This is a genomic window from Tenacibaculum sp. TC6, from assembly GCF_050606265.1.
Lineage (GTDB): Bacteria > Bacteroidota > Bacteroidia > Flavobacteriales > Flavobacteriaceae > Polaribacter.
The window spans coordinates 33,849-55,832 of the sequence record NZ_JBOCUK010000023.1 but is presented as its reverse complement, the minus strand read 5'-3'; the positions used below and the strand labels follow the sequence as shown (position 1 = coordinate 55,832).

Annotated in this window: 18 protein-coding genes; 12 read left to right on the top strand and 6 right to left on the bottom strand. The window is 32.8% G+C overall.

The window, feature by feature from the left end; all coding sequences use genetic code 11:
* The 7 genes from ACQY1Q_RS12495 to ACQY1Q_RS12465 form a co-directional block, all read left to right on the top strand.
* Positions 1 to 501 (top strand): DUF6252 family protein (locus ACQY1Q_RS12495; RefSeq protein WP_431005656.1); only part of this gene is annotated, 501 nt, incomplete at its 5' end.
* 20 nt (positions 502 to 521) lie between these two features.
* The gene (locus ACQY1Q_RS12490) at positions 522 to 1,088 is read left to right on the top strand and encodes a DUF6252 family protein (RefSeq protein WP_431005655.1); all 567 of its coding nucleotides are present in this window, start codon (positions 522 to 524) and stop codon (positions 1,086 to 1,088) included.
* 20 nt (positions 1,089 to 1,108) lie between these two features.
* Positions 1,109 to 1,669, top strand: coding sequence for a DUF6252 family protein (locus ACQY1Q_RS12485; RefSeq protein WP_431005654.1), 561 nt, complete (start codon positions 1,109 to 1,111; stop codon positions 1,667 to 1,669).
* 112 nt (positions 1,670 to 1,781) lie between these two features.
* The gene (locus ACQY1Q_RS12480) at positions 1,782 to 4,901 is read left to right on the top strand and encodes an esterase/lipase family protein (protein WP_431005653.1); all 3,120 of its coding nucleotides are present in this window, start codon (positions 1,782 to 1,784) and stop codon (positions 4,899 to 4,901) included.
* Between the two features lie 283 nt (positions 4,902 to 5,184).
* Complete coding sequence (locus ACQY1Q_RS12475) at positions 5,185 to 5,772, top strand: alpha-ketoglutarate-dependent dioxygenase AlkB (protein WP_431005652.1); 588 nt, start codon at positions 5,185 to 5,187, stop codon at positions 5,770 to 5,772.
* Positions 5,769 to 6,278, top strand: a complete 510-nt coding sequence (locus tag ACQY1Q_RS12470; RefSeq protein ID WP_431005651.1) for an endonuclease V — start codon at positions 5,769 to 5,771, stop codon at positions 6,276 to 6,278. The genes ACQY1Q_RS12475 and ACQY1Q_RS12470 overlap by 4 nt, the downstream gene beginning before the upstream one ends.
* A 14-nt stretch (positions 6,279 to 6,292) precedes the next feature.
* Entirely contained in the window at positions 6,293 to 7,240 is a 948-nt protein-coding gene (locus ACQY1Q_RS12465; RefSeq protein WP_431005650.1) for a peptidase, read from the top strand.
* 384 nt (positions 7,241 to 7,624) lie between these two features.
* On the opposite strand, the gene ACQY1Q_RS12460 is transcribed toward ACQY1Q_RS12465, so the two are convergent.
* The 5 genes from ACQY1Q_RS12460 to ACQY1Q_RS12440 all read right to left on the bottom strand — a co-directional run bounded on the left by ACQY1Q_RS12460 (position 7,625) and on the right by ACQY1Q_RS12440 (position 16,939).
* Positions 7,625 to 10,861 (bottom strand): M36 family metallopeptidase, encoded by a 3,237-nt coding sequence (locus ACQY1Q_RS12460; protein ID WP_431005649.1) that lies wholly within the window; start codon positions 10,859 to 10,861, stop codon positions 7,625 to 7,627.
* A 156-nt stretch (positions 10,862 to 11,017) separates the two neighbouring features.
* Positions 11,018 to 11,443 carry a secondary thiamine-phosphate synthase enzyme YjbQ gene (locus tag ACQY1Q_RS12455; RefSeq protein ID WP_431005648.1) on the bottom strand — a complete coding sequence of 142 codons (426 nt, stop codon included), beginning with the start codon at positions 11,441 to 11,443 and terminating at the stop codon, positions 11,018 to 11,020.
* A 110-nt stretch (positions 11,444 to 11,553) separates the two neighbouring features.
* Positions 11,554 to 12,849 (bottom strand): amidohydrolase family protein, encoded by a 1,296-nt coding sequence (locus ACQY1Q_RS12450; protein WP_431005647.1) that lies wholly within the window; start codon positions 12,847 to 12,849, stop codon positions 11,554 to 11,556.
* A 19-nt stretch (positions 12,850 to 12,868) separates the two neighbouring features.
* Entirely contained in the window at positions 12,869 to 15,820 is a 2,952-nt protein-coding gene (locus ACQY1Q_RS12445; protein ID WP_431005646.1) for an amidohydrolase family protein, read from the bottom strand.
* 75 nt (positions 15,821 to 15,895) lie between these two features.
* Positions 15,896 to 16,939, bottom strand: a complete 1,044-nt coding sequence (locus ACQY1Q_RS12440; RefSeq protein ID WP_431005645.1) for a WD40/YVTN/BNR-like repeat-containing protein — start codon at positions 16,937 to 16,939, stop codon at positions 15,896 to 15,898.
* Positions 16,940 to 16,977: 38 nt separating this feature from the next.
* Between ACQY1Q_RS12440 and ACQY1Q_RS12435 the strand changes: the two genes are divergently transcribed.
* Both ACQY1Q_RS12435 and ACQY1Q_RS12430 read left to right on the top strand, forming a co-directional pair.
* A complete protein-coding gene (locus ACQY1Q_RS12435) occupies positions 16,978 to 17,901 on the top strand; it encodes a patatin-like phospholipase family protein (RefSeq protein ID WP_431005644.1) in 924 nt (307 codons plus the stop codon).
* On the top strand, positions 17,902 to 18,798 hold the full coding sequence (locus ACQY1Q_RS12430) for a DUF72 domain-containing protein (RefSeq protein WP_431005643.1): 897 nt from the start codon (positions 17,902 to 17,904) through the stop codon (positions 18,796 to 18,798). It abuts the gene before it with no gap.
* A 47-nt stretch (positions 18,799 to 18,845) separates the two neighbouring features.
* On the opposite strand, the gene ACQY1Q_RS12425 is transcribed toward ACQY1Q_RS12430, so the two are convergent.
* A complete protein-coding gene (locus ACQY1Q_RS12425; RefSeq protein ID WP_431005642.1) occupies positions 18,846 to 20,261 on the bottom strand; it encodes a S41 family peptidase in 1,416 nt (471 codons plus the stop codon).
* Between the two features lie 152 nt (positions 20,262 to 20,413).
* Between ACQY1Q_RS12425 and ACQY1Q_RS12420 the strand changes: the two genes are divergently transcribed.
* Genes ACQY1Q_RS12420 through ACQY1Q_RS12410 form a run of 3 tightly spaced genes read left to right on the top strand, consistent with a single transcriptional unit; the run spans position 20,414 to position 21,933 of the window.
* Positions 20,414 to 20,923: an RNA polymerase sigma factor gene (locus tag ACQY1Q_RS12420; RefSeq protein ID WP_431005641.1), complete on the top strand. Its 510-nt coding sequence runs from the start codon at positions 20,414 to 20,416 to the stop codon at positions 20,921 to 20,923.
* A complete protein-coding gene (locus ACQY1Q_RS12415; protein WP_431005640.1) occupies positions 20,910 to 21,398 on the top strand; it encodes a hypothetical protein in 489 nt (162 codons plus the stop codon). Before ACQY1Q_RS12420 ends, ACQY1Q_RS12415 begins: the two co-directional genes overlap by 14 nt.
* 31 nt (positions 21,399 to 21,429) lie before the next feature.
* The gene (locus ACQY1Q_RS12410) at positions 21,430 to 21,933 is read left to right on the top strand and encodes a DUF4252 domain-containing protein (protein WP_431005639.1); all 504 of its coding nucleotides are present in this window, start codon (positions 21,430 to 21,432) and stop codon (positions 21,931 to 21,933) included.
* Positions 21,934 to 21,984 lie beyond the last annotated feature (51 nt).

Genomic DNA, 21,984 nt, shown 5'->3' with positions numbered 1-21,984 from the left:
AACTGTAGCAAAGACGATATTATTAAACCGCAAACAGAACTACCCCCCATTACACAAACAGGTGAAAACACCGTTGGGTGCTTGGTAGATGGTGAAGTGTTTTTACCTAAAGGTAGTAATCCTCTGGGAAATCCTGTATTAACCTGTTTTTATCAATTTGTAAATGGTCAATGGCATTTTAGTTTAGGCTTTTCTAATAATAAAAAAGAACATTTAAGAGCTATTAATATTGCTTCTCACAACATTAATTTTGAAGAAGGAAAGTCATATAACTTAGTATTTGATGATGGGAATAATGCTTTTGGAAGATATACGATTTATAAAAATGGAACAGGATATGATTACAGAACCTCAAATGAAATAAAAGGAAAATTAACTATCAATAAATTAGATCAGAATAAAGCCATTATCTCAGGTACTTTTTGGTTTGATGCAGTTAATTCTAACGGAGAAAACGTAGAAATAAGAGAAGGACGCTTTGATATGCAGTATACCGTATAAAAAAACAAAAACCTAAAAACATGAAATTAACAACCCTATTAAAAAAGAAACTGGTGCTTTTAGCTTTGGTAGCAACTTTTACCAATTGCAGTAAAGACGATATTATTAAACCGCAAACAGAACTGCCCCCCATTACACAAACTGGTGAAAACACCGTTGGGTGCTTAGTAGATGGTAAAGTATTTTTACCCTACCAAAAAAAACCTTTTGGGGTACCCTCTACTACTTGTTATTATCAATTTTTAGACGGAACTTATGAATTCGGGCTGAGCTTTTTTAATAATAAACAAAATCCATCTAGCAATATATTCATTGGTGGCAACAAATTGGAATTTATAGAAGGTCAAACCTATCAATTAAAAGATGAAAAAAACAAAAGCTCAGCATACGCTTATGTGTCAATTGAGGGAGGAGGGATATATAATTATAGTACAACGGACACTATAACCGGAGAACTTACTATTACGAAATTAGACCCTACTAAATCGATTATATCAGGTACTTTTTGGTTTGATGCTGAAAGAATAACCGATGGAAAAATTATAAAAATCAGAGAAGGGCGCTTTGATATGCAGTATACCGTATAAAAAAACAAAAACGTAAAACCATGAAATTAACAACCCTATTAAAAAAGAAACTGGTGCTTTTAGCTTTGGTAGCAACTTTTACCAATTGCAGTAAAGACGATATTATTAAACCGCAAACAGAACTGCCCCCCATTACACAAACAGGTGAAAACACCGTTGGATGCTTGGTAGATGGTAAAGTGTTTTTACCTCACCAAAAAAAACCTTTTGGGGTACCCTCTACTACTTGTTTTTATCAATTTTTAGACGGAGCTTATGAATTCGGTCTCCGGTTCTTCAACGACCAGCAAAATGTAATAAGACAAGTAATTGTAGGAACAAATAAATTAGAATTCACAGAAGGACAAACCTATCAATTAAAGGCAGAACTTCCTGAAAATTCGGCTTATGCATATTTTACCCTAGGAGGGCAATATGGTTATGGCACAACGGACACTATAACCGGAGAACTTACTATTACCAAATTAGACCCTACTAAATCCATCATATCAGGTACTTTTTGGTTTGATGCTGAAAGAATAACCGATGGAAAAATTATAAAAATCAGAGAAGGACGCTTTGATATGCAGTATACACCTTAAAAATAAATTTATGTAAAAACAAAAACCAAAAGAAAGACCACCTACCAGGTAGGCAATCTTTCAGTACAGCTAAACAATTTTCTCACCATTATTTAACTTTAACTACAAAAATATGAAAAGAATATTACTTTGGTTAGTGTTTGTTATATATACAACACTAACTACCGCACAAGAAGAAATTAACACCACATTTGCCAACCAAATGAATACTCTGTTTGGCCAATTAAACAAAAGCAAGGTACCCAAAGGTATTTTGTTAGATATGGCTATGGAATTTACCGATGTTCCTGCCTTTAACGGCACACTAAGCTCACAAAATTATGTGAGTGCCCAACGCTTAAAAGAAATATACAAAACCTTACTAATGGGGCGTATTACTGAGGTTAGTTCCGGTTTTGTTGCACCCGATGTGTTAGATGAACAATGGTTTAACCAACGTACAGATACCCATATAGCTTTAGCTGGCTTGTATTTTGCCTACGGACGTTTTATAAGCAACGCTACCAACAATGGTAAACTTACCTACAGTAACGGAAAGTTTTACGATAAATATGTAAACGGTGTTTGGCAAAACCCTTATGAAACCTTAAAAACATTTGCCTTAACTACACCTATACAGGTGTACACCGGCCTACAATTACAAGTAAAACTGCCCCAAGCACTATTGTACACCAACAGTGCTACTGAAATTTTAAAAATAGAGGCCGATTTTGCCGATGGTAGAGGCTACCGATTGCTTCCTTACAACCAACTGGTTTCTGTTAACTACACACAAGAAGGAAACAAAATTTGGAAATACAAACTTACCCTTACCAACGGGCAAGTATTGTACAGCCACTCAAAAATTATCATAAAAAACGGGGTAAATGCTCCATTTAAAATAACCAATGTATTGCAAAAAAGCACAGCAGGTAACGACGTTTGTAATTTAAATGAAACTAACGGTATTCGTTTTTTTGATATACAAAGTTCTCAAAGTTATTTAGGGCAACCAGGAAAGGCTCGTATTTTTGTAGATTATGCAAATAAAGAATGTAAAATTACCAAACCTCTAATTGTAGTAGAAGGCTGGGATTTTTCTACCCTTTTATCCCCCGAAACCAGACATAGTTCCGATGATTTTAATAAATTCAAAACATCAGTAGAAGAAGGAGCTAGTAATTTAAGGACTCTTTTAATAGGCGACCCACGAAAACTAAACGATCAGAAATACGATTTAATCTATGTAAATTGGCACCATGGTATGGACTATATACAACGTAATGCCTTAGTGGTTGAAGAGGTTATAAAATGGGTAAACCAACAAAAAGCGCTAAGTGGCAGTACCGAAAAAAATGTAATTATTGGGCAAAGCATGGGTGGTGTAGTTTGCAGGTATGCCTTGCGTGACATGGAGCAACGTAATTTAACACACCAAGTACGTTTATTTGTTTCGCAAGACTCACCCCAACAAGGAGCTAACATACCACTCTCTATACAATATATGTACAGAAATTTAAGAAATCAAGTAGTACAAGCTCCTTTATATACTTTAATAAGAATTACAACACTTCAAGATCCTGCTTACAAGTACTTTAGTCTTTTAGACCAACCCGCAACAAGGCAAATGTTGGTAAATAGATCTAACAACAATTATGCTATAGATAATACCACCCATACAAATTTTTATAATGAGCTTAACAATAAAGGATATCCAAGCCAAAACGGTATTCGAAATATTGCCATGAGTAACGGTAGTGAATGTGGTAGTACACAGAATTTTAATGCCGGGGATTTTTTAATAAACTACAATTACAGTAAATCCTTATCTTTTTTACAAGACTTAGCTAGCCTTATTGTTATTCCTGTTGGTGGTGCCTTAGCGGGTAGTTTAGTAGATTATGATTTTTTTAAAGTTGGAATACTAGGGCTATTACCCGGAAACTCAAAGTTTTCTGTTATACTTCAAGACAGAGCATTATACCCTACCGGAGGAAATAAAATTCATCATTTTCAAATAACCTACACTAAAAAAATACTATGGCTAATTCCTGTTACTACCAGCATAGTTAACAAACAAATAAATCAACCAAGCTTTATAAACAAACATTACGATAATTTTGGAGGTGGCTTTATAGATATTGGTACTTATATAGGAAAGCTTAATATAAACGGATTATCAATTAACGATAAATTTACCATAGTACCTACCCCTAGTGCTTTAGGTATTTCAGCAACTTCTAATAACGATTTTAAAACTTCATATGTAGGAGCTTTTCCTCCGGTTTCTCCTTTAAACACTCCGTTTCAAAATTTCACTACCGCATTTAAAGCGACTAATAATCCTAATAACAACAACGAAAGGCATTTAGAATTTACCGCTCGTAACGGAAACTGGTTAGCTTCCGAGCTTTCTAATGTTGTAAAAAAAACAGATTGCTCTGCATTTTGTTCTGATAGCACTATTCAAGGTAAAAATGTTTTATGTAGTTCGGAAACCTATTCTTTATTCGGTGGAGCTACTCCTAACTGGAGTATTTCTAAAGGGGCAGATTTAGTCAATTATACTATATCTAATAATTCAATAAATCTTTCTAAAAAAACCAGTTCATCTACAGGTGAGGTGATATTAACAGCCACCGTTGGAAACTTAGAATGTGGTCAAAGAACATTAACAAAAAAAATATGGGTTAATAAACCCAATATTACCACACAATTAGAACCTATTGGGTCAAACTACGTAAAAGTATTATTAATTGGTGATAATAACACTAACATTTATGAGCAAGGAATTACCTCAACAAAATGGGAAGTAATTTCAAGAAGTGGTGGATGCTATGGAAGTTTTGGAGGTAGTGGTTTTGAAGGTTTAGGAAACGGAAACTGCACCAGCTGGAGAGTTCATATAAAAATTACTGCAACTAATGCCTGTGGTTCTACAATAATTTATAGAGATGTTACCCCACCAGCCCCTGAACCTTGTGAGAGTAGGTTAGCTTTTAAATTAACAGAAAAAAACAGTTATAGTGTACAACGTATTATTGAAGATCCTTGCTCAAATAAAAGAAGTTTTTCTTCTTCTAAACAATCTTTAGATAATGCTCAAATTAACGCATATGATATCTATGGGAATTTGATAGAATCCGGGAAAAGAAATATTTTAAACTTAAACGATCGAAAAAATGGTGTATATATACTACACAGTAATATAGATGGTGTTATCGTAAAAAAAATAATAGTAAAAAAAGAATAATCCTTTTTCTATATTTTATTAAAAAGCCTTTTCTTTTGAAAGGGCTTTTGCTTTTAGTTTACAGTTGTTTACATATAATAATCATCCCTGTTTTTATTCCTGTACCGTCAACGTTAACACACCTATTAAAAAATAGCACCTAAAATTATTAATGATTCCCCATCTTACTTAGTATTACTTTTAATTATTTTTGGAATACCTAAATAACAAGGCTTATAAATTTTATTTTTAATAATACATCAATAAAAAGTATAACAACCAAACCAATAATAATAGCAAACAGATGAAATTACCTTTAAACTGTACTGTTGATTATTTTGAGAATTTTTTAACGGAAGAAGAAACCTCAAATTTATATACTACATTGATTAATGAATATAAAATTCATGAATCGCAATTAACAGTATATGCAGGTGGTCAGTTAATTAAAACGGATAGTTTTAAAATTATTTTTGCCAGTGATAGACTTATCCAACAAAACAGTCACCCGGAAGAAATTCATGGAAAATCCTATGTTTGGTCAGGAGAAATGAAAAAATTACGAGAAAAAGTTGAGAATTTTCTTCAGAAAGAATTTGAGTTAGCCATGTGTTTATACTATCCAAACGGTAATTATTTTGCCCCGTATCATAACGATCAGGAAACCTCCGGATTTAACACTATTCTTCCTTCTATTAGTCTTGGTGAAAAACGAGAGTTTAGCTTTAAAAATAATGAAACAGATGACCATTATTCTATAGAGTTAGCCAATGGAAGTATGTTGGTTATGGGAGCTTATTGCCAATCAAGATATACCCATAGCTTACTTCAAAACAACAACTATAAAAACGGCCGAATAAATATTACTTTTAGAGAACCTGCTTTTAAATGATTCTTGCATTTGACACTTATTATTATGATGACAAAGCTAAAACTGTTTGTGTGCAGTTTGAAAATTGGTCTGATCCAACAGAAGCTTTTGTTTATCAAGAAACGGTAACCGGTATTAGCGAATATGTTTCCGGTGAATTTTATAAAAGAGAACTTCCTTGTATTGTAAGTCTGTTAAAAAAAATAGACACAACCAACTGTAAAGCTATTATTATTGATGGCTTTGTAGTTCTTGACGATCATGAAAAGTTGGGATTAGGTGGCTATTTATATCATGAATTACAAGGTAAAATTCCGATTATAGGAGTTGCTAAAAATAATTTTGCTAAAATTAATACGTGTAAAAAAGCTGTTCTTAGAGGAAACAGTCAAAAACCTTTATATATTACCGGCATGGGGATTCATTTAGACAAAGCTGCTGAAAATATAAAACATATGGACGGAGCATTTCGAATTCCTACTTTATTAAAAAAAGTAGACTCTTTAGGTAGAGAAATTAATAGTTAACACTCCACATTTATATGTTTACCTCTGAAATTAAAAACACGCATAATGAAGACATTTCTATTTTGGTTAAAGCAAATAATCATCCGTGGAATTACTTATGCGAATGTGGAGATGCCAGCAACCTAACTATTAAAGAAATTCAAAATTGCAATGCTATTTTTATAAGTCATACGCATATTGATCATTTTGTAAATTTTGACGCTGTTATACGTCATCAAATAGGAATTCAAAGAAGAGTCATTATTTGTGGTCCTGAGAATATAGGAAAACAAGTTCAATCCAGAATTCAAAGCTATTCATGGAATCTTATTAATGAAGAATCTATTACCTATGAAATTAGAGAAATGATTTCTGATACTGAAATTATAACGTATGAGCTTACACCTCCTCTATGGGAATTAAAAAAAATAAACACGTATAATTCTGCTATTTTATTTGAAGAAAGTGATTTTATCGTAACAGGTGTTCTTCTGAATCACAAAATTCCGAGTTTAGCTTATCAGTTTACAGAGAAAGATACTGTTAAAATAAATTTAACTTCCGGTAATTTTAACGGAGGCCCATGGATTAAGGAATTAAAAAAGGCTTTTATTTCCGGCAAAAATGATTCGATTATAACAATTAATAAAGAAGAGTATAAAGCTGAAGATTTATTCTATTTACTCAATATTCAAAAAGGAGATTCTTTAGGTATTATCATGGACCACGCTCCTTCAGTTGAGAATCATCAAAAAATTAAAGAGCATTTTTACGGATGTAATACCGTATTAATTGAAAGTTTTTATAAAAATGAAGATCAGTATTTTGCAATACTTAACTATCATAGTTTCGCAAAAATGTCAGGTACTATTATGAAAGAAAGTGCTGTTAAACATCCTATTCCTGTTCATTTTTCCAGAAAATATAGCGAAGAAGATATTAAAAAACTAACCCATGAGTTTTTTGAAGCTTATCATTCTTAACCTTTATCCTTTGATAATCGGTTAATCCTTCACTTAAAAACCTATACTTTTCAATTAGTTAATTATCAAAACATTAACAACCGCTAAAAAAACATAAGCATCTTTTTATAAAAAGGTAAGCATCTTTTGCCCAAAACATAAGCATCTTTTTGTTAAAAGGTAAGCATCTTTTTTCTAAGTGCTAATAACAAGTATTTTTTAACTCAAAAACAAAGCTTCTATTTTGATAGTTTTCCCCTTTAAATCTATAGTGAGTACTATAGAAAATGATAAGTCTTCTACCCCATCCCCATAAAAAGAGCGTCTTACTCTGTAGACGCCCTCTTGAAATTAATATATTAAATATTCAGTAGTTTTACACTAAAATTTCTAAACACCTAAATTTTAGTCTATAATAAATCGTTTTACCGTTTTGCTCTTTGCATTTTCAATAGTTAGTATATAAACACCTATTTCTAATGTATGTGTAGGAACACTGTTATTTAGTAAAGTTCCTTGTTCCATCACTTGTCCTAACATGTTTACAATTTTAAAAGATGCTTTTTCCATGCTTCTTTTTGGTCCGGTTACAGTTAGCCTATTTCCTTTTTTAACAGGATTTGGAACAACCTCTACTGAAGTAAATGCATCTTCATCTTGATCACCCAATGTATCAACACGGGTTCCAAAACTTTCAACAACAACTGATGAAGCTCCACATGAACCTTCATAAATTTTAACATTAGAGAACGTAGAATTATTTCCTGATCCGGTATCATGATCATTAATAAATACCAGTCGGTCTGCAGCACCTGTATAAGAATCACCTACCGGAATAATATATTTTTTTGTACCACTTACATAATTGTCAAAATTGGTAATTCCGTAATTCTGTGTTCCATATACTTTAAAGTATCTTGCAGGGGTTAAAGAATTATCATTTTCAAAACCAACTCCGTGAATTTCTCCTTCAGAAGTACTGCTAAAATCAAACTCTATAACCGTATTTGCTGTTACCGTATAATTCATAGCTATGTACTTCCATGTATTATTGGTTAACGTTAATGAAGCTCCTGAAGCCCCTATTGAATAGTTTCCGCTAGCATCTTGATTAGAGAAAGAATTAATTGTAAAGTTGTTAAAATTAATTGCGTCACAATCACCTCCGGGGTTACCTCCATCTCCGTTTCCTATAGAAACTGCATCAATGGCAATATCACTTTGCCAACCACTGGTTCCGGAACCTGTTACCACATTAAATCGTAACTGCACACTTGCTTCACTTGCATAGGCACTTAAATCTACGGTAGCAGCATTCCAAGTATTTCCTTGATCTCCTGTTTTACTAAATACTGAAGTCCATTCTCCTGTATTGTCTTTTCTTGCTTCAACAGTTAACGAGGCTATTGCGGTACCGTACATATGATACTGAAATGACAGTGTTGGGGTTGTTAAAGAGCTAAAGTTTAAACATGGCGAGTTTAAAATAGCTCTTTTACTTGGATACCCAGACCCCGATGCTTCAACATATACATAATAACTACCATCAGAGGCTGCACTTGGTCCTGTAGCACTAGATGGAGTTCCTCCTGAGTTTCTGGTAAAGTTTAAATCATCTCCTGTTGTTGCATCTTTCCATAACCCCAATCCGGCTTCAAAACTTTCATTAAACGGGAATGAAGCTACGTCTCCTTCACAAGATCCCGGATCAGGATTTCCACCATCACAAGGATTCACAAAAGAAACTGTTTGATCAGAATTCGTATTAGAACCTCCATCATTATTTTCAACAGCACCTTGTCCAACACCTCTTCCGGCAAAAGCTTTCCAAATTAAACACTTATATTTTCCTCCATATAAATCTTGATCTGCTTGTAAAATTCCATCACGACCGGATACAAACCCCGGATTACTCGCTGTATTTTTCAAACCTTCAATTACCAAAGCCATGGCAACATTATTTCCTCCGGTTCCATTATAAAAATCAGGATCAAAACCTTCCTGATCTATAATCAGCCACGTCATATCCCATAAAATAGTAGCAAACGCATATCCTACTCCATGAGGCACTCGCAACCCGCCTATATCCGCATAGTCTGTATCATTTAAACTTCTGTTAGTTGAATATACCGTAGGTCTTATTCCAACACCGCTAAGGCTTTGTCCTAAAACATACGTTCCTACTCCTCTTCCGTCTGTTCCTTGATCTCCGGCTTTCATGGTTAGCATTAAACCAAACCAATCAGACCAACCTTCACCCATTTGCTCAGAGCCTCCCAACACGTTTGTATTAGGACCTCCTACTAAACGAGTAGAAATACCATGTCCGTATTCATGAGCTATAATCATATTATCAAATGAACCATCTCTTCCCGGAGTTGTTCTGTTCCATAAAAACATTTGCATTCTAGGGTTATTACCATCTGTTGGCGTAGCAAAGTTTGCGTTGTTAGTTCCGCTACCGTCTTGCGAGTCTGCATTTACCGAATCACTTCCTGAACCTCCTTTTCCGTAATTATTTTCCTGAAAATTTCCTGAAGCTTCATCAAAACCATATTGATACCAAACATCATGCATTATGTTATTCCAGTAGAACAAATTGGTAGTAGAAGCATCTTGATAATTACTTGGTGATTGACTTAAATTTACAGGAAAGTTAAAATCTAATCCACTACCTCCGTTCGGCGATGCTCCTGTTCCGTTATTACCGTTAGCATCTTCTTGAGCCCATACATTATTTCCTCTTGTATATGTATATTCAGCTCCAGATGCTCCATTGGTATCATGCCACCCATAAGGTGACGCCGTAGTATTGGCAGGGTTTGTAACTACTGTTCTTCCTCCGTCATCAGGGTTAATTAATGGCATAGCATATACATTATATGAATCCGGTGCCAACATGCTCAAATTTTTTAAATAAGGAGTATTTGAATGAAAATATTCATTGGCATCATGAGTAGTATGTGTGTGAATTTTATCATTTTCAGACACGCCAAAGTCGCATGAGATTACCCAATTATCTTCTGCTAAAATCTTATTACTAGAAGCATCTACATAACTATTCCACCAGTTTTTACCTCCTTTTTCATATAAGTTTACATTCCAACAAAGCTTTAATGCATCTTCATGGAGTAAATAAACTTTTTGAACAAGAATGGGTTCATTTCCTTCTGTAATGCCGGTATCATTATATTCAGAAATAGCATCACCGTTTTTATTTCTTAACTGTTTTACCAGCTTTCCGGCAGAAGGCAAAGCATGTGCTCTTATTACTTCATTAACTGCCTGAACTTCTGTTACAGATACCGATTTTGCATTAGCGGATTTTGAAGTTAAATTGGTTACAAATTGATTTTTAGAAAAATTAACCTTACCGTTTAATATAGATAGATTATACATTCCATTTACAATGGGAATATCATTGTAATACTGTGTCAGATAGTAATGAGTAAGTCCTTTTTTAAGAGATGAAGCTGTACCGGAAACTTTCCACTCTGCATAGTCTGGAGAAGTGTCTGTTCCTTTCTTCTTTAATCCGTTAAAATGTTGTTGAATGATACCTAAATCATTAGGATTTTTTGTTTGTGAAAAATTAGTTTGACATACCAGCAATGATATGAAAAACAAGTAGATTTTTTTCATAATGTTGATTTTGAAGGGTTTAAGTCTTATAAAATTAATAAAAAACCTTTCACAAAAAACAATACGCAATCAAATGTTAAAAAATTAACCAATTCCTCTTTTTTAACATAAAAAACATAAATTCTAATAAAAAAATAAACAATATTAATTAAATCTCTACTCTTCGCCAAAAATAGTGAGTACAACTTTTCTTTTTCCTCCGTAAGTTCTGTGTTCTCCTAAGTAAATTCCTTGCCAAGTACCTAGATTTAATCTTCCTTTTGTAATAGGAATTTGAACTTGACAGCCTAATAACGAACTTTTTAAATGCGCCGGCATATCATCTGGTCCTTCATAATTATGCTGATAATAAGGCATGTTTTCCGGAATCATTTTGTTTATATGCGTTTCAAAATCTACACGAACCGTAGGATCAGCATTTTCATTAATTGTTAAACTAGCTGAAGTATGTTTTATAAACGCTTGAAACTGCCCAATTCGTATGTTTTTAATTTCAGGAATTGCATTTAGTAATAAATCTGTTATTAAATGATACCCTCTTCTATACTCCGGTAATTGAATTTCTTTCTGATAAAACTTCATGGGCTAAAAGTATAAAAAGCTGTTTAGATATGTTTATTTTTTACGCTGATATAAAAAAACGTCATTCTGAAAAAGAATGGCGCATTAAAAAGAGGGGGGAGACTAAAAAATTAGTTTGTATACTTATTTGAATAACGCTTCCACAAAGTTGTTTGATGCGTTTCTAAGCTTAGTTTTCTTCCTTGAATAAATGCTTCTATTATGCTATTTCCTCTCATATCAAGAGCATCTCCTTTAGAAATAAATAATGTAGCATCTTTGCCTACTTCAAGAGTTCCTACAATCTCATCTATTCCTAAAATTTTAGCATTATTCTGTGTAATTAATTGTACTGCTTTTTCTTTAGGTAATCCGTAAGCAGCATAGGTTCCGGCATAAAAAGGAAGATTTCTTGTATTCATACGTTCCATTTCACCATCCATTCCTAAACCTATTAATATACCTGCATCAGAAAGTATTTTGGCAGAGCGGTAAGGGCGATCATAATCTTCATCTTCTCCTGAGGGTAAACGATGTGCTCTTTCTAATACTACAGGAATGGCATTTGACTTTAATAACTCAGCAACTTTTTCTGCTTCATGGCCACCAACAATAACTATGTTTTTAATTCCTAATTTAGTAAACATTGTTACTGCATCTGTAATTCCATTTTCTCCGTCAACATGTACAAATACCTTTTTGGTTCCGTCAAATACTTCTTTTAAAGCTTCAAAAGGCAAGTTAACAGATTGTTTATTCCCTTTTAAATACCTTTTAGCATCTTTAAAAAAATCATTGATTTCATTTACATTTTTTTCATAATCTTTATTAGGCTTTAATCCACCATCTTCACCTAACCACCAACGACCTCTGCTAAAATTATTAGGCCAATTTAAGTGAATAGCATCATCAACCTTTACAACAGCATCTTCCCAATTCCATGCATCAAATTGCACAACAGAAGAAGTTCCTGAAATGGTACCGCCTCTTGGGGCAATCTGCCCCATTAATATTCCGTTAGGTCTCATGGTTTCAACCACTCTACTCTCTGCATTATAAGCAATAATACTTCGTATATGAGGTAACATACCTCCTACTTCATCAACATCTCTTGTAGCTCTTACAGCATCAATTTCTGCCAATCCTAGTGAGGTATTAGCAGCTATAAACCCCGGATATACATGATTTCCTTTAGCATGAATAACGGTACCTATTCTGGCTATTCTTACATTTGCACTTCCTACGAAAGTTATTTTACCTCCGGAAAACATTATTAATGAGTTTTCTATTACCTGTCCGTTTCCTAAATGAGCGGTAGCGCCTTCTATTGAATACCCAACAGTTTGTTTAGGTGCCGGTGTTTGCTGTGCTACTATATTTCCTAAGAATAAGAAACATAATAAACTATATAAAATATTTTTTTTCATGAATGCTCTCTTTAAATTCTTATTCTGTATCACAATGAAATAATCTTTTTACTTTTTTAACCGGTGCCTGAGTTTGTGCTCCTTTTACCTTTTCTTTTAACATCATATTAATCAACTTAGAACGCTCTTCTTTTATAGCTTTACGCTTTTCTAAATCTTTATTGATATCAAAATAAATAGCTCCGTCTATAATTGTTTTTTCTGCTTTTGCATAAATAGATAAAGGGTTATCACTCCACACAACTACATCTGCATCTTTTCCTTCTTTTATACTTCCGGTTCTATCATCTAAATGAAGTAATTTAGCCGGATTAATAGTTACCATACTCCAAGCATCTTGTTCACTTAGCCCTCCGTATTTCATTGTTTTAGCGGCTTCTTGATTTAATCTTCTAGACATTTCCGCATCATCTGAGTTAATGGCAACTGTAATTCCTTGATTATGCATAATAGCGGCATTGTAAGGTATTGCATCATTTACTTCATATTTATAAGCCCACCAATCTGAAAAAGTAGAACCTCCAACGCCATGTGCTTTCATTTTATCGGCTACCTTATAACCTTCTAAAATATGAGTGAATGTATTTACGTTAAAGTTGAACTTTTCAGCAACTTTCATTAACATGTTAATTTCAGACTGAACATACGAGTGACATGATATAAAACGCTCTTTATTTACAATTTCTGCCAATGTTTCTAACTCAATATCTTTACGATAAGGTTTTCCACTTTTCTTTAAAGCATCGTACTCTTTTGCTCTTTGAAAATAATCTATATACACCTGCTCAACTCCCATTCTGGTTTGTGGAAAACGAACAGTGTTATTATCTCCCCAATTAGATTGTTTTACGTTTTCACCTAAAGCAAACTTGATAAATTTTGGTGAATTCTTATAAATAAGTCCATCAGCATTCTCTCCCCACTTTAGTTTGATAATAGCTGAGCGCCCACCGATTGGGTTTGCAGATCCGTGTAATATTTGAATTGAAGTAACTCCTCCGGCAATGTTTCGGTAAATATTAATATCATCAGGGTTTACAACATCTTCAATAGTAACCTCAGCCGATGAATTATGTCCTGATTCATTAATTGCTGAAGCTGCTATATGTGAATGTTCATCTATAATTCCGGCAGTTACATATTTACCTGTTCCGTCTATTACAGTTGCTTTACCTGAGTTGATATTTTTTTCAATCTTCGTTATTTTACCGTTGAAAATTAACACATCTGTATTGGTTAAAACCTCTTGGTTTTCAGAAGTCCAAACAGTTGCGTTTTTAATTAAAATAGTTTCTTGTTTTGGCTTTGTATAGTTTCCAAAACCAACATTAGGAAAACTCGTAGCAACTACTACCGGATCAGAATCTTTATCCGATTTTTTTTCTTCTTTTTTCTTCTCTTCTTTTTTCTCTTTTTGAGAAGCTTGCCATGTTACATCATTTCCATGAGTATCAACACCATTTCCATTCATTGTATTAGAAGTATCTAACTTACCTGATAATCTGGTAAAAACTCCGTCTTCATTCAATGTTATTTGAACCCAATCATTACTAAAAGAAAACTTAGCACTTATTTTTTTATCTCCCTTTTTAACAGCAGCGTCTTGTTTAGTTCCTTTTCCTGTAATGGTCATATCATAAACATTTCCGTTAACAGACAATGTATACTCTCCGGTTATATCTTTTATATCTATCGGATTAATTTCATGTTTAGCTCCTTGCACCCAATTTTCATACAATGTAGTTTTAGCATCAAAAATATCTCCGGAAGTAATTAAAAAGTTAGCATAACTTCCTTCTTTTAAATTCCCGATAGTTGTTGAATTTAAAATTTTGGCAGGAATTGTTGTTAACGCTTCTAATGCCGCTTTTTTATCTAAACCATAAGAAATTGCTTTTTGTAAGTTAGCTGAAAAGTCTTTGGCTGTTTTTAATTGATGTGTAGTTAAAGCAAACGGTATATTATTTTTAGCTAACACACTTGGATTAGAAGGTTCTTGATTCCATTTACGCATATCACTAAGAGCTATTTTATTTGCCAAAGCAATATTGCTTACATCATAAGCTTTTCTAAAGTTAATTGGAATAATAAACGTTGCATTTGTGCTTTTTATATCTTGAATGCGTTCATATTCATCTCCGCCTCCAACTATGGTGTATTGAATTCCAAATTCGTCTCCAATTTTATCGGCACGTAAATCATTAAGGTAATCACCCGCTCTAAAAATTTGCGGCATTCCTTTATTTTCATTTAAAGCTTCCAATGCTAAATCTGTATTTTTAGCATTACCACCTTCATACCATTTAGCATCTAAATACACTTGTCTTAACAAAGCCATAGCTCCCATACGAGAGGTAGGATACGACTGATTTGATTTTCTACTTTTTGAAAATGATAAATAGTTAGCCGACTTCTTGTTTAGAATTCTGTACGCATCCGTACTACCGGAATTTAAAGCAACCAAAACACCGTTCCCTTGCATAATTCCATCATCTACATGCGAATTCACGACTCCAAATCCTAAGTCCAGTAATTCTTTTGCTTTTTTACTATCATAAGTAAACTCCGTAAAAGCATCTGTATCCGGTCTGATATGATCATTCCAATAATAACCTTTTCTAGTGGCATCATATTGAGGTCTTCTATCAGAATTACCTACTGGTTTAGGCTTTCCAATACCAAAATCAGCATAAACATCTATAAAAGACGGATACATAGTTTTTCCGTTTACATCAATAATTTCAGCTTCTGCCGGTATATCAACAGATTTACCTACTTGTAATACTTTACCGTTTTTTATAAGTAAAGTTCCTTTTTTTATAACTTGCTCAGGAGTTACATATATTGTTGCGTTTTTAAAAGCTATTACATCGCTTTTCGTTGTTTTAACGCCCGTATTTGTGGGGAAATACTCTTGAGCTCTAATATGTACTAAGCTAGAAAAGAGTAGTAATATGAAAAGTTTTTTCATTTTAATAAAGTTGAATTAGTTCTTAAAAGTAGAATTTCTTAAAATTTTAAAGTTATGTTTAACAAAATATTAAGATTAATTTAAGATAAGTTTCCCCACTTTTTCATGTCCGGCCAACCATGCCATATACTTGTCAACAAACTGAATTGTGTAAAAAGACTCATCACTTATCTTTTTCCAGTGCACTCCTCCGTCGTTAGAAAATGAAATTCCTGTTTTTCCTACAGCAATAACTTCTTTTCCTTCTGTACCGGGAATATATTGCACACAGCTTTTATATCCAGGTTCTTGGTTATCAGCAACAATAGTCCATGTTTTACCTCCATCTTTAGTAATTGCTTTATTCGCTTTATTTGCTTCAGGGTTTGAATAATCACCTCCGATGACAATTCCGTTTAATTCATCATAAAAATCAATCGAATAAATACCCTGAGGTCCGTTTCCTTGAACAATTGGTGTATCGTACACTTCCCATGTTTTTCCTTTATCAAGCGATTTTAACACTCTTGCTTTTTTTCCTCCTGAAACAATCCATACGGTATCTTCTAACACTTTAATATTCGTATTACTAGCAGCAAAAAACGCCTCTCCTTCCTCAAAACGAGGAAGTTCTTTACAGGCTACCTTACACCAAGTATTTCCTCCATCAGATGTAACTATTATTGACGGACAATCTTCTGTTGGATCTCCAACTGCTATGGCACTTTTTCCATCAGGAAAAAAGTGCATGGCATCATAAAACACTTTCGGGTCTTCTTCTTTGTACACCAACCTTGTTGTATTATTATACACTTTATAAAGTAATGCAGGATTGGCTACAGACAATGCAAAAACCGTATCGTTAACAACAGCTATACTTCTAAAATGAGGAGTTATAGAGTCGTTATACACAATTTTCCAGGTTTCCCAAGTTTTACCTCCATCCTTTGTTTTACTTATATTTCCATTAGAATCGGCATAAACCATAGAGTCTTTAGAAATAGCTTTAATGGCTCGGATACTGGAACTATCCTTTGCATAGGTGTCTATGTGAATATCTGCAATTGTTCTTGGTTGATATTCCTTTTTGCATGAAATTGATAACATTGCAATAAAAAAAAGAGCTAGAAAACGTTTCATTTTTTGATATTTTTACACAACTAAAATAGATAAATTCAATGAAAAAAGCATTGGTTATTTCTGGAGGAGGTAGTAAAGGGGCTTTTGCCGGAGGTGTTGCCGAGTACTTACTCAACAAAAAACAAAAAAAGTATGATTTACTTTTAGGCACTTCTACAGGCAGCTTAATGGTTTCTCATCTTGCCTTGGGTAAAGTTCAGGAATTAAAAGAATTGTACACCAATGTTAATCAATACTCAATTTTTAGTAACAGTCCTTTTAAAATAAAAACGGTTCATGGAGAAAAGGTTATTTCAATTAGACACAGAAATACCTTACTCAACTTTTTTAATGGCAGTAAAACCTTTGGCGAAAGTAAAAATCTATTACGTCTTATACAGCAAAATATAACTGAAGAGATGTATCATGAAATAAGAAAGGAAAATAAAGAAGTTGTTGTTACTATTTCAAATTTAACAGCCAACAAAATAGAATACAAATCTATTTTAGAGTGTGAATACGACGATTTTTGTGATTGGATTTGGGGTTCTTGCAATTATGTTCCGTTTATGAGCTTACTTGAAAAAGATTTTTGCCAATATGCTGATGGGGGTTTTGGTTGTTTAATTCCTATTAGAGAAGCTATTTTAAGAGGAGCTAAAGAAATAGATGCTATTATTTTAGAAACCGAAGTTACGCAAATAAACAGAATGCCTGCCAGAAACCCTTTTTCACTTATGCTTAATGTTTTTGATTTTATGCTTGAACATGTTGAAAAACACAATATTACTATTGGAAAGTTATCAGCCAAACATAATGATGTTAAATTGAATTTATACTATACACCTACTGTGTTAACAACGAACTCATTAATTTTTGATAAAAAGCAAATGACCCGATGGTGGGAACAAGGGTTGCAATATGCAAAACTTAAAGACGATGAAACAATGAACGATTTTAGAACCGAACTAATTGATAAGTAAATGAAATTTGGAAAAGTTGAGCATCCGGAATTAGTTGATTTTACACTTCCAAAAACACATCAAAAAACTATTGATGTTTTAAAACCATACAAAAAAGCCGGCACTCCTAATGTGTATGTAGGGTGTGCTAAATGGAATAAAACGGATTTAAAAGGTTTTTACCCGAGAGGTATAAAAGATGAGCTTGAATATTATGCTAAGCAATTTAATTCAATAGAATTAAATGCTACTTTTTATCGTCAATTTCCTGCCGAACAATTTGAGAAATGGAAAGCTAAAACACCGGATAATTTTAAATTCTTTCCTAAACTCACACAAGAAATTAGTCATTGGAAGCGACTTGAAGGTGTACAAGAAGTTGTAAATTATTATTTAGATTGTGCTGTTCATTTAGAAGAAAAATTAGGAACTTTTTTTTTACAATTACATTCAAATTTTAGTCCTAAAAACTTTGATAAAATTGAAAACTTTGCTAAAAGCTGGCCTACTGAAATTCCGTTAGCTATAGAAGTTCGTCATCCCGATTGGTTTTCTGATGCCGTTATATTTGAAGAATATACCGAACTTTTAAGAGAGTATAATATTGCCAATGTACTTGTTGATACAGCAGGAAGAAGAGATATGGTACACATGTGTTTAACTTCTAACGAAGCCTTTATTCGTTATGTGGGGGCCAACCATACTTCAGATTACACCCGCTTGGATGATTGGATTACTCGATTAAAAGAATGGAATACTTTAGGGCTACAAAACATTCATTTCTTTATTCATCAAAACCTAGAAGTAGAATCGCCTTTACTTGCCAGCTATTTTATTAAAAAGCTCAACCATGAATTAAATATAAACTTAAAAATTCCGAATCAAGATAATACCAATCAACAAATGACCTTATTATAATAAAAGAGCAGAGAAATTTCTCTGCTCTTTTATTATTTATTATGTTCTTAATCTCTTTTAATAGTTACATACATATTATTGTATGTAGGGCTTCCTGATTTTGAATTATCAATAACTTCAGAAGTAAAAGGAAGCACCGTAACTCCTCCTCTGCTACCTGTTGTTATATATTCAATGGTTCTTTTCAATAGAGGTTCATTAACATCTCCTAAAATACCTAAATCACCATAATTCTCTCTGATTTCAACATTTGGATCAATTCCGTTCTTTTGATTTTGATTGTCTTTATTCACAATTTCAAGAACGATTGGTTGCATAGCCCAGTTATGATTAGGATTGATATCTTTTTTTGAATAGAACGTTGGAGAATCGTATAACGTAATAGATCCTACGTATTTTCCATGCGTTGTTGTTCCAACAGTTTTAACATCTATATAAGGTAATAAACTATTAATTACTAATTCTGAAGCCGAAGCCGAATTGTTAGTTGTAATAAAATAAACACTTGTTAGATTTAAACTATTTATAGATACATTATTGTCAATCACATCAGGAAATCTGTCTATCAATGATTCCGGATTTACGATGCTCATATATTTATTATTCCATAATTGCTTTGCAAATACTTCTCCATTAAACTGTCCGGTAACCATACTTCCTAAACGAGTAGCTGTTCTTACTGAACCACCACCATTATAACGCAAATCAATAATTAAATTAGTAACGTTATCTGCCTTAAATTGAGCAAATGCCTGATTTAATTGTGCATCAAAATTAGCTGTAAAGCTATTATACATTAAGTATCCTATTTTTTGACCGTTTACATCAAGCGTTTTAGCTATGTATACAGGATTTTCTGTATAACTGCTTTTAGTTAATGTAATCGTTGTTGAGTTAGCAATCGGATCTCCGTTATTATAATCTGCTAACCCAATAGTATAGGAATTTGCATCTGAAAATAATAAGCTTCTATAGTTTTGATCTGTTAACTGTACCCCATTTACCTGATTAAAAATCATTCCTCGGGTAACCCCTTGTGTTTCTGCGTCTGTTCCCGGTACTACATAACGAACATAACCAAAAACATTAGCTGTTTGCGTTTTATATCGTACCAAACCGAATTCCATACCTGTAGTTAATGTTGTACCCTGAAAAGCTTGCTCTAGGGCAATATAATCATCAACAATCCAAGACCATTTATCTACAACATTTCTTTGATATAATAAACTTTCAAATAACGTATTAGGATCTTCAAAACCGGATAAATAACTATACAACTGTTGATCAGAAGTAAAGCGCCTATCTGATAAATCAGAAATTTCTCCTTGCCATAAATAATAGGCATTTAATCCTTTCCACACAAAACTTTGTACTTGAACATTCCCCGGTACTTCATCTTTTTTACTGCAGGAGATAAAAAAAAGAAGACCTATAAAAAACAGATAAACTTTAGACACTTTCATTCTCAAGGATTTTAATTATAATACAACGCAATTTAAATAATATTATTATTTTTTTTAACTAATGATGTAACAAACTTTATTATGTATCGTCGTAGAGATGTAAACAAGATAAAAAATATATTTATAGTTTACCTAATTCAATCAACCAAACAATGAAACAGTCAGACTTTTTAAAAGTTGTTTTACCCTTTAAAGACAAAGTCTTTCGTTTAGCAAAAAGACTTTTAGTTTCTACAGAAGAAGCTGAAGATGCTACACAAGAGTTGTATTTAAAATTGTGGAAAAACAAAGGAAAGTTATCTGAGTATAAAAATGTAGAAGCTTTTGCAATGACCATGACTAAAAATTACTGTTTTGATCGATTAAAATCTAAACAGGCCAGTAATTTAACGTTAGTTCATAGCAACTACAAAGAAAAAGATACATCCTTAGAAAAAAAGGTAGAAAATAATGATACACTAAACCAAGTACATAAGCTCATTGAAAAGTTACCGGAACAGCAAAAAATTATCATTCAACTAAGAGATATTGAGCAGTATGATTTTGATGAAATTTGTAAAATGGTTGATATGAAACCGACAGCAGTTAGAGTAGCACTTTCAAGAGCTAGAAAAACCATAAGAGAAGAACTAATAAAACAACACAACTATGGAGTTAGCTAACATAGAGAATTTAGTAGAAAAATATCTAAACGCAGAAACAACTTTGCAAGAAGAGCAATTATTACAAAATTATTTTTGTTCAGATAATGTAGCTCCACATTTAGAAGAGTACCGTTTAATGTTTAGTTATTTTAAACAAAGCAAAGATGAAACCTTTACTAAAACCATTCAGTTAAAACCTGAAATTAAAAGAAAAAAGAACTGGAAATGGTTATCGGTAGCAGCGTCAGTAGTCTTATTGTTTAGTACTTATATAGGTATTTTAGAATACGAAAAGCATCTTAGAGAGGAACAATTAGCAGAACAATTTGCTCAGGTAAAAAAAGCATTGCAAATGGTATCCGTCAATCTTAACAAAGGAAACGAAGCAATTTATGCTGTTTCAAACAACATTAATAAAGGAAAAGATGCAATAGGACAGCTAAATACCTATGAAGAAACCGTAAACAAAGCACTTAAAACCGTAAACTATTAATTAAAACCAAGTAATTTAAATTAAAAAGATCATGAAAAAATTAGTATTTATATTAGCTTTTATTGTAACATCAAGCGTAACATTTGGACAGTCAATTTTTGACAAGCTTGAAGATTTAGATGAAGTATCATCTGTAGTAGTAACCAAAGATATGTTTGTTTTACTTGAAAAGTTTCCGGATGCAAAATCTGATGACATGGAAGTTTTTAACATAGCAAAAGGGTTAAATGAATTAAAAATATTTTCATCTGAAGATGCTCAGGTAGCTTCAAAAATGGATGAAATGGTAAACTCTGCTATTAAAACTTCTAATTTAACTCAATTAATGAGAGTAAAAGATAAAGACTCTAGAGTTAAAATTTATGTTAAAGCTACAAAGAATAAAGATTTAGTTAGTGAAGTTTTAATGTTTGTAAAAAATACAGACTCAAATAACAAATTAAATTCTGTAATTATTTCATTAACCGGTGAAATAGATGTAAACAAGCTTTCTAAAATAGCAGAAAAATATTCTGATAAAGACAAAGAAAAATAAGCCATATCTAACACATTGAAAGTTGGGTGTAAAACCCAACTTTTTTATCTA

Excerpts from the sequence above, each read along its gene's own strand:
- ACQY1Q_RS12490 (WP_431005655.1), top strand. The coding sequence starts at position 522 with ATGAAATTAACAACCCTATTAAAAAAGAAACTGGTGCTTTTAGCTTTG.
- ACQY1Q_RS12480 (WP_431005653.1), top strand. The coding sequence starts at position 1,782 with ATGAAAAGAATATTACTTTGGTTAGTGTTTGTTATATATACAACACTA.
- ACQY1Q_RS12435 (WP_431005644.1), top strand. The coding sequence starts at position 16,978 with ATGAAAAAAGCATTGGTTATTTCTGGAGGAGGTAGTAAAGGGGCTTTT.
- ACQY1Q_RS12425 (WP_431005642.1), bottom strand. The coding sequence starts at position 20,261 with ATGAAAGTGTCTAAAGTTTATCTGTTTTTTATAGGTCTTCTTTTTTTT.
- ACQY1Q_RS12440 (WP_431005645.1), bottom strand. The coding sequence starts at position 16,939 with ATGAAACGTTTTCTAGCTCTTTTTTTTATTGCAATGTTATCAATTTCA.
- ACQY1Q_RS12485 (WP_431005654.1), top strand. The coding sequence starts at position 1,109 with ATGAAATTAACAACCCTATTAAAAAAGAAACTGGTGCTTTTAGCTTTG.
- ACQY1Q_RS12420 (WP_431005641.1), top strand. The coding sequence starts at position 20,414 with ATGAAACAGTCAGACTTTTTAAAAGTTGTTTTACCCTTTAAAGACAAA.
- ACQY1Q_RS12465 (WP_431005650.1), top strand. The coding sequence starts at position 6,293 with ATGTTTACCTCTGAAATTAAAAACACGCATAATGAAGACATTTCTATT.
- ACQY1Q_RS12430 (WP_431005643.1), top strand. The coding sequence starts at position 17,902 with ATGAAATTTGGAAAAGTTGAGCATCCGGAATTAGTTGATTTTACACTT.
- ACQY1Q_RS12445 (WP_431005646.1), bottom strand. The coding sequence starts at position 15,820 with ATGAAAAAACTTTTCATATTACTACTCTTTTCTAGCTTAGTACATATT.
- ACQY1Q_RS12410 (WP_431005639.1), top strand. The coding sequence starts at position 21,430 with ATGAAAAAATTAGTATTTATATTAGCTTTTATTGTAACATCAAGCGTA.
- ACQY1Q_RS12455 (WP_431005648.1), bottom strand. The coding sequence starts at position 11,443 with ATGAAGTTTTATCAGAAAGAAATTCAATTACCGGAGTATAGAAGAGGG.
- ACQY1Q_RS12415 (WP_431005640.1), top strand. The coding sequence starts at position 20,910 with ATGGAGTTAGCTAACATAGAGAATTTAGTAGAAAAATATCTAAACGCA.
- ACQY1Q_RS12475 (WP_431005652.1), top strand. The coding sequence starts at position 5,185 with ATGAAATTACCTTTAAACTGTACTGTTGATTATTTTGAGAATTTTTTA.
- ACQY1Q_RS12460 (WP_431005649.1), bottom strand. The coding sequence starts at position 10,861 with ATGAAAAAAATCTACTTGTTTTTCATATCATTGCTGGTATGTCAAACT.
- ACQY1Q_RS12470 (WP_431005651.1), top strand. The coding sequence starts at position 5,769 with ATGATTCTTGCATTTGACACTTATTATTATGATGACAAAGCTAAAACT.
- ACQY1Q_RS12450 (WP_431005647.1), bottom strand. The coding sequence starts at position 12,849 with ATGAAAAAAAATATTTTATATAGTTTATTATGTTTCTTATTCTTAGGA.